This window comes from Amycolatopsis sp. NPDC114478, assembly GCF_055633805.1.
Genome location: NZ_JBVKDO010000039.1, coordinates 56,343 through 67,752 on the forward strand (window position 1 = coordinate 56,343; position 11,410 = coordinate 67,752).

The following is an 11,410-nucleotide window of genomic DNA, read 5'->3' on the forward strand; positions in this document are numbered from 1 at the left end:
GACCATGACAACTGCCGCCCCGCTGGCACAGGACCCCCGACCCAGCTCAACGACTTGCTGCGCGACCTCAGTTGCCACCCGGCTCGATGGCAGTGGCTGCGCGATGACCTGCCTGCGTGAAATCCTCGCTGGGGGCTGTTTCGGGGCCGAGCAGTGCCACGGCCGTTGACACTGACCTGAAATCCACTGGTCAGCGGCGGAATATGTTGCCGAAAACGGCGGTGTTGACCGTGATCGCGAGGTCGGGCATGGCGTCGATCCCGTTCTCGTCGCACCGGCCGGCCAGCTCAAAGCTAAGTCCGGAGATCAGCGCGACGTGGTGGCACGTCGGACGATGTGGATTGCTTTACCGGCGGTCAGCGAATCCGTACGGTCGATGGGGCGTATCGAAGGAAGGCTTCAGCTAGCTTGACGAGGTCCGCGTCGACGTAGGGGATGACCACGCGACCGAAATGATCGACTGTGGACCAGCCCCCGCGCCCGCCCGTGCTGCGCGTTCGCCTGCGCCCTTGCTCAATGGCCTGGTCGGTGAGCTTGATCTGGACCTGGGTGAATACCCGGGATCGGGCATTATGGGCGAAGAGAGAGACATTGTCCACGTCAGACCACACTATGCCCTGGGACTTGAGTCCCACGTCGTCCGGGGTGATGACCAACTGGTTCCTTCTCCGGCTATCGAAAGCACGGAAGCCGGCGAAAGCAGCCATGCCGAGCGCCGGAACACCGAAGATGATCATCAAGGTGACACTCTCTCCCCAGGCGTCGTTGGTTCCTTTTCCCTGAGAGACGATCAACACTGCGGCGATCACGACCGCCAGGCCCATAGCCCCGAAAACAGCATGCCGCAGAGGAGGGGCAACGCCTCGTGCCGCCAACCAAGGGGATTGACCGGGAATGCCGTCGGGCCCGATGCGCCCACGACGGTGGGGGTTGAGGCGGCTGACTGTGGCGTGGTCGCTGGGGTTGGTGTCGACGCGGTCCCCGGCATCGGCTCTGGAACGGTCTGCCCGACGTCTGCTGGCTTCGCCGTTGCCTCCGCCGTCGTGGAGGAGCAGGTCCAGCAGTTCGCCGGTGAACGCGGTGCGTGGATTGCCCTCGTCGTCAGGGGGCACATGGGCGCGATCGTCGGCGGCGGTGAGGGTGTAGGTGCCTGCGCAGTCGCTGGAGTCGGCCAGTTGGGTGCCGTTCTGGTTGGCACCCAGACCGATGGCTCGCCCGGAGTAGCAGCAGTCCAGGATCGCGATCCTGGTGGCGGCGGGGGGTGTCCTTGTAGAGCATCGTCTTGATCTTGGTGTACTCGAGTCCGGTTGAGTCCGGGTTGGCGTGGTCGGTGTCGGTGACGGCCAGGCACAGTTCGCCGGTGTGCTCGTTGGGCTGGCCGTGGCCGACGAAGTACAGCAGCAGCACCCCGGTGGTCTTGCGGGCCTGGTCCCGCAGCCGGCCCATGAGCTGGCCGGCGTTGGCGGTGTCGGTGCCGGTGATCTTCTGGACCTGCTCCTTCCGCCAGCCGCACAAACCGGACTCGACCAACAGTTGGTACATGCCGTCGACGCTGTTGCTGACGGCGGTGTACGACCGGTATTCGGCGTCCTGGTAGTGGTCGACGCCGATGAGGATCGCCCGGGAGCCGTCGGGGATGCGCGGGTCACCGCCGATCGGCGTCGCGCAGGATCTTGCCGAGCAGTTCCAGCTCGCGGGTATTGGGGTTGTCGGCGATGAGTTCGACTGTGCGGCCCTCGGGGGTGACGTTCACCTTGACGCTGATGTTCCGCCGCCGTGTGCTCAACCATGTGTTCAGCGAGTTGGTCGGCGCGACGCCGAGCCCGCCGGAGCCGACCGCGACCGTGAGCATCTCGATCACACCTGCGTCCAGCGTTCCGTCCGCGGGCGGGCCAAGCTTCTGGCGAACTCGGCCGCGGAAATCGCGGCTCCTGTTCAGATGGTCGGCCAGCGCGAGATAGTCGTCGACCGCCCCGTCCTCGATGCGGATCTGCAGATCCATCGCCCTTTCCCCCCGCGATCGCCTAGCGATTCGACACCGCACCAAGAACTTCGGTTGTCCGCACTGCTTACGCCGATGCGCGGCCCCGTCAGGCCGTAGAGCACGAGGTTCGTGATGGTGTCGGCGACGCGGCGTCGTCGGGGTGCGCCGGTGACGGGCAGGTCGTGCGTAGGGATCAACAGCTCGCACGGGGAACCCACCGAGCTCGGGCTGCGAGACGAAGAGGAGCGGAGAAGTGTCACCTGGTGACCACCAGGTGACCGGTGCCTGCAGGGCCATTTGCCGAATCTCAGGAAATGATGGGGAGAGCGTCACCGTAAGCAACCAGCCGCCGACACGCCGCGTGAACACCTGAACCGCGCCGGAAGGACACGTCATGACCGCCACCGCGCCCAAGGCTCCGACTGCACCAGGGGTGCGGTCCTGGTGGGGAATCCCGTACGCCACCGCCGAGCGATACCGCCGTCCCGTGGTCGCGGGCTTCGATCCGGACCGCCCCTATGACCGCAAGGGTGTCGCCCCCGTCCAGCCCGACAGCGGCGACTGGCTCGAAGCGGACAGCGGGACGGGCGAGGACTGCCTGAACCTGAACGTGTGGGCCCCCGAGAAACCGGCCGGCGAGGCACTGCCGGTGGCCGTGTACATCCATGGCGGCGGATTCGAGTACGGCGCGAACACACAGATCACCTCGAACGCCGCCGGGCTCGCCTCGTCAGGTCGTGTGGTGGGTGTGTCGATCAACTACCGGCTCGGCGCGCTGGGTGCGCTCTCGCTCTCGCAGTATGGCGGCGCCCTGGCTGAGGCCAGCAACCTCTTCCTCCAGGACGTCATCGCCGCGCTCACCTGGATCCAGCGGAACATCGCCCACTTCGGCGGCGATCCCGACAACGTCACCGTCTACGGCCACAGTGCCGGCGCCTATACCACCTTCGGGCTGCTCGGGGCCTCCTCCGCCGACGGCCTGTACCGGCGGCTGGCCGGGTTCTCGGGCGGCCCCGCCCGCAGCATTCCGGCCTGGTGGGCCGAGGAACTGGCGCACCGGTTCGTCACCGAACTCGGCGTCGCGGGCAACCCGGAGAAACTGCTCGACCTCGACACGACCTCCCTGAGGGACGCCTTGAGCAAGGTCGCCCCCACGGATCTCGGAGTCCGGGGCGGGGTGGACAACCAGGCCACCGGGGTCGTCCTGGACCTCGGGCAGCCCGGCGCGGTGGTGCACGCCCATCCCATGGACGTCCTGGCCTCCGGGGCGCACCGCGATGTCGACGTGCTGCTGAGCATGGCCAGCGACGACATGGGCTGGTGGGTGGCGAACGACCTCGACCGGTTCGACCCGGGCACCGTCGACCGCATCGTCGACGAGGTCGCGGGGTGGCGTATTTCCCGCTCCCGTGCGAAGAAGATCGTCGATGCCTACGACCAGGACGGACGCACCCCTGCCGAGGTCCGCGCCGCGGTCATGGCGGACTACCTCTTCGCGCTCCCGGCCGCCCGCGGCGCCCTGGCTCATGCCGCCGCGGGCGGCAACGCCCATCTCCTCCTGATCGGGCCCGCCGAGGGCGCGCCCGCCGTGCACGGCACCGAGATGTACGCCCTGGTCGGCCAGGAACAGCCGGGCCGCAGCGCGGATCAGGCCGAGCGCGACACGCGTATCCGCGACCTCGTGCTCGACTTCGCCACCGGCGAGCAGACCCGTCTGTGGCCCGCCATCACGGACCGGCCCACCTCGGAAAGCGTCGGCCACCCGCCCGTCGAGGCCACCGCCCACTACCAGCAGTCCCTCGACCTGTGGGAGGGCATCGCCCGGCCCTGACGGCCGGCTGGGGATACCGAGAAGCGCGCCAAGGGGGACAAACAGAGGAGGAACTCAAATGAGCCAATCGACAGCGACCGGCGACTCCGTACCGGCGACGATGCGGGCGGTCGTCGTGACCAGGACCGGCGGCCTCGACGCACTGGAGATCAAGGATGTGCCGGTGCCCGTACGCAAGCCCGGCTGGGTGCGGATCAGGGTGAAAGCGTTCGGCGTCAACGAGTCCGAGGTCACCACCCGCAAGGGCGAGTCGAGCCCGGAGGTCACCTACCCGCGCGTCCCCGGCATCGAGGGCGTCGGCGTGGTCGATGAGGCCGACGAGAAAAGCGGGCTGCGGCCAGGACAGCAGGTGGCCACGATGATGGGCGGCATGGGCCGCTCGTACGACGGCGCGTACGCCCAGTACGTGACCGTCCCCGCGGAGCAGGTCATCCCGTTCGAGACCGGCCTGCCGTGGGAGGTCGTCGGTGCGCTGCCGGAGATGTTCCAGACCGCCTACGGATCGCTGACCACCGGCCTCGGCCTGCAGGCGGGGCAGACGCTGCTGATCCGCGGCGGCACCTCCACGGTCGGGCTGAGCGCGGCCACGATCGCGAAGGACCTCGGAGCCACCGTGCTGTCCACCACCCGCAGCCCGGAGAGGGCCGGGGAACTGCGGGCCGCGGGCGTCGACCATCCCCTATCGACAACGGCACTATCGCCGAACAAGCGCGCGAGCTGGTGCCGGACGGCGTCGACGCCGCGCTGGAACTGGTGGGCTGTTCGGTCCTCGCCGACACCCTCCGCACCGTCCGCCGGGACGGGACAGTCTGCTTCACCGGAGCCCTGGCGGGCCAGTGGACGATCCCCGACTTCTCCCCGTTCATGATCCCCTTCGGGGTGCGGCTGACGTCCTATGGCGGTCAGGCCGCCGACCTCCCGGCCGACGTCTTCGCCCACCAGCTCCAGGCCATCGCCGCAGGGCGCCTCACTGTCCCGGTCGCGAAGGTCTACCACGGCCTGGAACAGGTCCGTGACGCCCAGGCCGACCTCGAGTCCGGCACCACGCCGGGCAAGCACGTCGTCGTCCTGGACGACTGAGACCTGGGCGACGAGCGTAGCCGCTGCCCGTTGTTTCCGAAGGAGAGAACAGATGACGGGCTGGTGTGGATGACTAAGAACGCGGTCGAGCTCGGTATCGACCCGAGCGGCTCCTGATCGCCGGAGTCAGTGGCGGCGGCCTCGCGGCGGGGACCGCGCTGCTCGCCCGCGACCGCGCCTTTCCCGAGCTCAGCCACCAGATTCTGATCTGCCCCATGCTCGACGACCGCTTCGAGACGCACAGCAGTCGCATGGTGGACCGCGAAGGCGTATGGGACCGCTACAGCAAACCTGTACGCGTGGACCTCCGTGCTGGGCGAGCGGCGCGGCGGCCCGCAGGTGTCGCAGTACGCGGCGCCGGCCCGCGCCGAGGACCTCAGCCGGCTGCCGCGCACCTACATCGACACCGGCTCGGCGGAGGGGTTCCGCGACGAGATCCTGAGCTACGCCAGCCGTCTGTCCGAGGCGGGGGTGAGCGTCGATTTCCACATGTGGGGCGGGGGCTTCCACTCGTCCGACCTGACCGTGGATCATGCGGCTGTGTCGCGCGCTTCCAGCGCGACTCGTGAGGAGTTCATCCGGCGGGCTCTTGATGTTTGAGCGCCGGGTTTCGAGGAGGCGGCACCGTCACCCAGCCCGGCAGCCGCCGTTTGAGATCTTGGTTCAGGTCCCCGGGGTTGCAGGGCGGCCACCGCGTGATCGTCTGTGTGTTGTGGCGGGCCGCCGCGCTCTGCTCACGGATCGGTCGTGGTGTCGCGGGCCGCGAAGGCGGCCGGGGTGAGGCCGGTGCGGTCGCGGAAGAAGCGGCCGAAGTTCGCGGGATCGCTGAAGCCGAGGTGGCCGGCCACAACCCGGGCGTCCCACTGGGCATCTCCCAGCAGGCGCCGGGCTTCCAGGAGGCGCCGCTCGTCGATGAGTTCGCGTACTCCCTTGCCGGTGGCGTTCTGGGCGGCGCGGCTGAGGGTACGGACCGAGCAGCCGAGCAGTCCGGCGTAGTCCGCGGCTTGGTGCAGCTCGCGAAAGTGCAATTCCAGGGCGTCCAGGAAGCGCCCGTACCAGTCGGCGCGGCCCCTGCCGGCCGTGGCCGTGCCGATGGGGGCGATGCCGGGGGAGTTGGCCAGGCGCAGCAGCAGCGATTCGAGCAGGCTGCGGCGCAGGGCGTGGTGGATGGGGAGGGGGCGGCGCCCGAGTGCGCGGTGTTCGTCCAGGAGCTGGAACGCCGTCTGCTGGAGCCAGACGGTGTCATCGGGGTGCGGGCTGAACACGGCAGGGGCGTCGTGCGCGCTGAGCGGGGCCAGGAGACGGACGAGCTCGGGCCGCAGTACGTCGGGTTCGAACAGGATGAACGGGCCGCGGGCTGTGCCGGGCGGATGGAAGCACAGCGCGTGCCCGGGACGCACCCACAGCCACTGGCCGGGCGCGACGGTCCGCGTGACGTGGTCGACGTCGTGCCGCAACTCACCCTCGGTGACCAGGATCAGATAGTGGAAGGTGACGCGGACCGGACGGGGTGGATTCCACGGCCAGCCGTCGTGCTGGACGAAAAAATCCTCGACGGTACTCACCTCAAGGCCGTACGGAGTACCGACCCGGGGCTGGAAACCGTACAACGGAACCGCGACCGGTTCGCTCGGCTTGGGGTGTCGCTTGTCGACCATCACGTGTCCGCAGTCTACTGCTCTGTTTGCCGACTTCGAGGGAAGGATGGGACCGGCCGCTGCGACCGCGTGTCGCGCCTCCGCTGCCACAGCCCGTCACCACCTGAGGAGGTCCACCACCCATGAACGGATCGACGCTGCAGAAGATCGCCGCCGACTGCGCGGAGGAACTTCCCGGAGCGCAGTTGGAGCATCCCTTCGGCCCCGATTGGGAGGTCTTCAAGGTCCGCGGCAAGGTATTCATGCTGATGACCGAGGTTCCGGGGCGCCCCGTCGTGATCCTCAAGGCGGATCCCGGCGAGGCCCTCGCCTTGCGGGAGCGCAACAGCCACATCACCCCCGGCTACCACATGAACAAGAAGCACTGGATCACACTGGAGGGCGGGGAAGGCGTCGACGAGACGCTGGTCGAGGAACTCGTCACCGACTCCTACTTGCTCGTGGTCTCCCACCTGCCCAAAGCCGAGCAGCCCGTCGACCCGCACACCTATGGCAGCGCCACGCGGGCGAGCCAGTGAGCGCGGCCGGCGACCGGCTCCAAGACACCGCGCGCGCCACGGCCCTCGCACTGCCCGGGACGGACCACGGTTACCCGTTCACCGAGCACCTGGACGTGTACAAAGTGGCCGGCAAGGTGTTCCTGATCATCACCGACGACCCGGACGACCAGATCATCACGGTCAAGTGCGAACCCGAACACGCCCGCGCACAAGAACGCAGCTACGCCTCGATCACACCAGGCCGCTATCTCGACAAACGGCACTGGATCTCGCTGGGGCCGGGACCCGGCATCACCAAGCGACTGATCACCGACGCGGTCACGAATTCCTACGACCTGGTCGTCGAGCGGCTGCCGCGACGCGACCGCTCCGGTGCCCGATGAGCGCCGCGAGCTTCCCCGCCGGCGGCTGAGCCCTCGCTCGTCGGTGTCCCGTGCAACGCTTGTCACACCCGCACACGTCCGCCTTCGACCCGAGAGTCCCATGGAACCGACCGGACCGACCCTGCCGCTCTTCGACGAGGAGCCCGCGCGGCCACTTGCCGACCGCCTGCGCCCCACGCGGCTGGACGATGTCGTCGGGCAGGACCACCTCCTGGCCCCGGACGCCCCGCTGGGCCGCATGGTTGCCCAGCAACGTCTCGGCTCCGCCATCCTGTGGGGGCCGCCCGGCGTCGGGAAGACGACCATCGCCCGGCTCCTCGCCGACGGCAGCAACCTGGCCTTCGAACCGGTGTCGGCCACCTTCTCCGGCGTGGCCGATCTGCGGAAGGTCTTCGCCGCCGCAGGAAAACGGCGGGGCATCGGCCAGGGCACCCTGCTGTTCGTCGACGAGATCCACCGCTTCAACCGCGCCCAGCAGGACAGCTTCCTGCCCTACGTCGAGGACGGCACGATCACCCTGATCGGCGCCACCACGGAGAACCCGAGCTTCGAACTCAACGGCGCCCTCCTCTCCCGCACCCAGGTCCTCGTCCTCAAACGCCTCGACGAAGCCGCACTGTCCACCCTGCTCGACCGCGCCGAGCAGCTCACCGGCCACCGGCTGCCCTTGGACGACGACGCCCGCCGGGCCCTGATCGCCATGGCCGACGGCGACGGCCGCTACCTCCTCAACATGGCCGAACAGCTCCAAGCCCTCCCGGACACCGGGACACTCCTGGACACAGCCGCGCTCGCCCACCACATCCAGCAGCGCGCCCCGCTGTACGACAAGGCGCAGGAGAGCCACTACAACCTGATCTCCGCGCTGCACAAGTCGATGCGCGGTTCCGACCCGGACGCGGCCCTGTACTGGCTGGCCCGCATGCTCGACGGCGGCGAGGACCCGCTGTACGTGGCCCGCCGGCTGGTCCGCTTCGCAGGCGAGGACATCGGCATGGCCGACCCGCACGCGGTCCAGCAGACGCTCGCCGCCTGGGACGTCTACGAGCGACTCGGCTCCCCCGAGGGCGAGCTGGCGATCGCCCAGGCCGTCGTCTACCTGGCCACCGCCCCGAAGTCCATCGCCGTCTACCGCGGCTTCAACGCGGCACACCGCGCCGCCCGACGCACCGGCTCACTCATGCCGCCCGCCCACATCCTCAACGCCCCGACCCGGCTGATGAAGGACCTCGGCTACGGCAAGGACTACCGGTACGACCCCGACACCGCCGACGGCTTCTCCGGTGCCGACTACTTCCCCGACGGCATGGGCCGCGAGACGTATTACCAGCCCACCCAAAACGGCTACGAGATCGAGATCGCCGAGCGCCTGCGCCACTGGGCTGCCTCGCGTGCTCGGTCACAACGCGGATGACCGGCCGACTGCCGCCGAAGCGGGTCGAATAGGGCCGCCGACACCTGATCGCCGACCACCTCGACATCACATCACCGGCTCCCACTGGGGACCGCACCGCGCCAAAGCTGTCCCCAACCCGCGCCATGACGGCCAACGGCGACCTCGACTGGTTGCTTGGTGGCATGACTGAGAAGAAGGTTTGGTTCATCACCGGCGCCGGCGGCGGCCTGGCACGGACATCGGCCGCGAGGCCCTCGCGGCCGGCCGCCGGGTCGTCGCCACCGGCCGGCGACCGGTCGAGACTGACCAGCGCCGTGGTACCTGGTTGGATCCGTAAGCGGCCAAGATCAGCGTCTCGGCCTGGACGGTGTTGCGGGCGGACGCCCTTGATGCGGAGGTCCACGCCGAGGAGAACTACCGAAGCCGCATCCGAAACCACATCGAACCTGGCTCAATGACGGCCTTGACCCCAGCAACCAAGGACACACGACGTCACACAGGCGACCTACTGAGATTTGCCCCCCCCAGCACGGACATCCCGCCAGGGACACCGACGACTCAATGGGGCACCGTCGCCTTGGGCGACTCAGCGCGCTCGTCGTCACGCTCTGGATCAAGCACTTGCGGCGCCGCTACGCGGCGACGTCCTTGAACAGGCACCGATCGAACCGGCCTACATAACGAAACCGGCTCAAATCGGCATCGTGTGTCCAAAACACTTCGGTGGAGTAAAGGGGACTCGAACCTCTAACCCACTCACTGTCAGTTGCCCCACTGTGCCCCAGCGAATCAGCGATTAATCGTTCCAGTTACGTCCGTCGAGCGACGGGGATAGCCAGCGCGCATCATCATTCGAACGAGTAGCCACGGCAAGCTCAAAGCACCACGAAAATCCCGGCCGGGAACCGGCACGCCTCACCTCGAACCGTCCTCGGTCATGTGCCGGATGGACTCGCCTCCCTTGCGGTGGCCCGCCCGTCCGGACTGGGTTTCGAGCACGCTTTCGAGCTTGCGGATGGCGCCGTGACACGCCTCGTCCACCGAGCCCGCGTGGTGGGTGACCGCGACCGTCGGCCTGCCTTCCGGGCGCGCCCCGATCACGCACCGCCGCTCCACGCTCGCCGCACCCGTCGAGACTTCGTCGCTCAGGTGGACTTCCAGGTGGGTGATGTGGTCGCTGAAGCGCGACAGCGCCGACTGGAGTTCGACCTCGAGCCGCTGGATGAGTTCTTCGCTGCCGTGGACGTTCTTGTCCGTGCTGATCTGGATCTGCACGCGGTGTTCCCTTCGAAGGCCGGTCTGGTGCGCCGCCGATGTTCAGCGGTTCGGTAGCGTGACTACGCTGGCCGCGACCGACGGGATCGGTTTTCGATCGTCGACGATCCGCGGGCGAGGTCACTCAACCGGGCGTAGTCCCGGTGAGCCTACTTGCCTGGGGCCGAGGCGCCGGACGACACGCTCCTGCAGCCTGCACGCTCCTCCGTCGGCGTTGAATCTGCGATCAGCACGGCGAAGCCGCGGTGCTCGACACCGACGAACTCACCTGCCCGCCGACCCAGCTCCCTGGTGTGCACCGAATTGTTTCGCGGGCATCTGCGTCGTTTTGATGTCGCGGCGTCAGACCGTCGTGACCTTGCTCTTGTCGTAGAACTTCACTTCTCCGGTGGACGGGAAGTGGATACCGACACAGTAAACATGGGCGTTCCCGGAGCCGAAGCTTTTGCCTTCGTCGACAACCAAGCCGACGTCTTCACGGTCGGGAACCTTCACTTGCCGCGGCCCCTGTCGTTCTTCGCTGGCGAACTGCATGTCGTCTCCTGTTCAAGGGGGCCGTGTATGGCGATAGCACACTACGTGATCTCCACGCTCCACGGAATACGGAAGTGACCGACGTCGGTTGCCCGGATTCTGGCCACCCAGCCTCCCGGCCGGGACAGCAACCGGTGGTGCAGGGGCGAGGGCCGGACCGGTGCCGGCGGAGAACCGGTGAGCCGTGACGTCGGCCGGGAACTCCCGTCCAGCGGTGTGGTGACATCCCAGGCACGCTGGAGCCGGCCACGTCCTCGTCGGGACGAGTGGTGACCTCGCGGGAAGGTGAACGCTCATGACAGCCGATCGGCCGGTGAGCCGGGAAAGCGAATCCTCCGAAGAAGTCCGGTCCGCGGTTCCCTACGGACTCCGGGTCGCGGCCGCCGTCTCCTGGCGCGCGTTGGTCGTCGCGGGCGCCCTGACCGTCGTGGGTTTCCTGGCCGTCAAGCTGGCCTCCGTGGTGGTGCCGGTCGCCGTTGCCCTGCTGCTGGCCGGCCTGTTCGCACCTGCCGTTTCGTGGCTGGCGGCCAGGAAGGTCCCGCGCGGCCTGGCGACCGCGATCGTGCTCGTCGTGGGCATCGCGGTGGCCGGCGGCGTTGTCACGTTCGTGGTCATCACCGTCACCGTGGGCATGCCCGGGCTGATCGATCAGGTCACCGCGAGCGTGACGGACTTGCACACCTGGCTGCGTACCGGGCCGCTGCGCCTGAGCCAGGGCCAGCTCGACGAGATGCTCGGCAACCTGACCGCCATGCTCGGCCGGAACAAG

13 protein-coding genes and 2 pseudogenes are annotated in these 11,410 nt (G+C 68.3%); 9 read left to right on the forward strand and 6 right to left on the reverse strand.

Annotated features, from left to right (window positions below):
- Positions 1 to 356 precede the first annotated feature (356 nt).
- Genes ACZ7OH_RS49690 through ACZ7OH_RS49700 form a run of 3 tightly spaced genes read right to left on the reverse strand, consistent with a single transcriptional unit; the run spans position 357 to position 2,002 of the window.
- Positions 357 to 1,112 carry a hypothetical protein gene (locus ACZ7OH_RS49690; RefSeq protein ID WP_470287341.1) on the reverse strand — a complete coding sequence of 252 codons (756 nt, stop codon included), beginning with the start codon at positions 1,110 to 1,112 and terminating at the stop codon, positions 357 to 359.
- A complete protein-coding gene (locus ACZ7OH_RS49695) occupies positions 1,102 to 1,701 on the reverse strand; it encodes a caspase family protein (RefSeq protein WP_470287354.1) in 600 nt (199 codons plus the stop codon). The genes ACZ7OH_RS49690 and ACZ7OH_RS49695 overlap by 11 nt, the downstream gene beginning before the upstream one ends.
- Positions 1,646 to 2,002, reverse strand: a complete 357-nt coding sequence (locus ACZ7OH_RS49700; protein WP_470287342.1) for an effector-associated constant component EACC1 — start codon at positions 2,000 to 2,002, stop codon at positions 1,646 to 1,648. The genes ACZ7OH_RS49695 and ACZ7OH_RS49700 overlap by 56 nt, the downstream gene beginning before the upstream one ends.
- A 376-nt stretch (positions 2,003 to 2,378) precedes the next feature.
- Between ACZ7OH_RS49700 and ACZ7OH_RS49705 the strand changes: the two genes are divergently transcribed.
- The 5 genes and pseudogenes from ACZ7OH_RS49705 to ACZ7OH_RS49725 form a co-directional block, all read left to right on the forward strand.
- Complete coding sequence (locus ACZ7OH_RS49705; RefSeq protein ID WP_470287343.1) at positions 2,379 to 3,815, forward strand: carboxylesterase family protein; 1,437 nt, start codon at positions 2,379 to 2,381, stop codon at positions 3,813 to 3,815.
- A 58-nt stretch (positions 3,816 to 3,873) separates the two neighbouring features.
- Positions 3,874 to 4,683: an alcohol dehydrogenase catalytic domain-containing protein gene (locus ACZ7OH_RS49710; protein ID WP_470287344.1), complete on the forward strand. Its 810-nt coding sequence runs from the start codon at positions 3,874 to 3,876 to the stop codon at positions 4,681 to 4,683.
- Positions 4,569 to 4,895 (forward strand): zinc-binding dehydrogenase, encoded by a 327-nt coding sequence (locus ACZ7OH_RS49715; protein ID WP_470287345.1) that lies wholly within the window; start codon positions 4,569 to 4,571, stop codon positions 4,893 to 4,895. The genes ACZ7OH_RS49710 and ACZ7OH_RS49715 overlap by 115 nt, the downstream gene beginning before the upstream one ends.
- A 104-nt stretch (positions 4,896 to 4,999) precedes the next feature.
- Positions 5,000 to 5,131, forward strand: a pseudogene (locus tag ACZ7OH_RS49720) (alpha/beta hydrolase fold domain-containing protein); the annotation flags it as partial.
- Positions 5,132 to 5,165: 34 nt separating this feature from the next.
- Positions 5,166 to 5,495, forward strand: a pseudogene (locus ACZ7OH_RS49725) (alpha/beta hydrolase); the annotation flags it as partial.
- Positions 5,496 to 5,629: 134 nt separating this feature from the next.
- Here the strand turns inward: ACZ7OH_RS49725 and ACZ7OH_RS49730 are convergent.
- Complete coding sequence (locus ACZ7OH_RS49730) at positions 5,630 to 6,553, reverse strand: helix-turn-helix domain-containing protein (protein WP_470287355.1); 924 nt, start codon at positions 6,551 to 6,553, stop codon at positions 5,630 to 5,632.
- A gap of 122 nt (positions 6,554 to 6,675) precedes the next feature.
- Here ACZ7OH_RS49730 and ACZ7OH_RS49735 point away from each other — a divergent pair, with 122 nt between their 5' ends.
- The 3 genes from ACZ7OH_RS49735 (at position 6,676) to ACZ7OH_RS49745 (ending at position 8,850) form a co-directional block, all read left to right on the forward strand.
- Positions 6,676 to 7,071: an MmcQ/YjbR family DNA-binding protein gene (locus tag ACZ7OH_RS49735; RefSeq protein WP_470287346.1), complete on the forward strand. Its 396-nt coding sequence runs from the start codon at positions 6,676 to 6,678 to the stop codon at positions 7,069 to 7,071.
- Positions 7,068 to 7,436 carry an MmcQ/YjbR family DNA-binding protein gene (locus ACZ7OH_RS49740; protein ID WP_470287347.1) on the forward strand — a complete coding sequence of 123 codons (369 nt, stop codon included), beginning with the start codon at positions 7,068 to 7,070 and terminating at the stop codon, positions 7,434 to 7,436. Before ACZ7OH_RS49735 ends, ACZ7OH_RS49740 begins: the two co-directional genes overlap by 4 nt.
- 100 nt (positions 7,437 to 7,536) lie before the next feature.
- Positions 7,537 to 8,850 (forward strand): replication-associated recombination protein A, encoded by a 1,314-nt coding sequence (locus ACZ7OH_RS49745; RefSeq protein ID WP_470287348.1) that lies wholly within the window; start codon positions 7,537 to 7,539, stop codon positions 8,848 to 8,850.
- Positions 8,851 to 9,747: 897 nt separating this feature from the next.
- Here ACZ7OH_RS49745 and ACZ7OH_RS49750 read toward each other — a convergent pair.
- The gene (locus ACZ7OH_RS49750) at positions 9,748 to 10,107 is read right to left on the reverse strand and encodes an HPF/RaiA family ribosome-associated protein (RefSeq protein ID WP_470287349.1); all 360 of its coding nucleotides are present in this window, start codon (positions 10,105 to 10,107) and stop codon (positions 9,748 to 9,750) included.
- Positions 10,108 to 10,449: 342 nt separating this feature from the next.
- The gene (locus ACZ7OH_RS49755; RefSeq protein WP_470287350.1) at positions 10,450 to 10,641 is read right to left on the reverse strand and encodes a hypothetical protein; all 192 of its coding nucleotides are present in this window, start codon (positions 10,639 to 10,641) and stop codon (positions 10,450 to 10,452) included.
- 295 nt (positions 10,642 to 10,936) lie between these two features.
- Between ACZ7OH_RS49755 and ACZ7OH_RS49760 the strand changes: the two genes are divergently transcribed.
- On the forward strand, positions 10,937 to 11,410 hold a 474-nt coding region (locus ACZ7OH_RS49760; RefSeq protein ID WP_470287351.1), incomplete at its 3' end, for an AI-2E family transporter.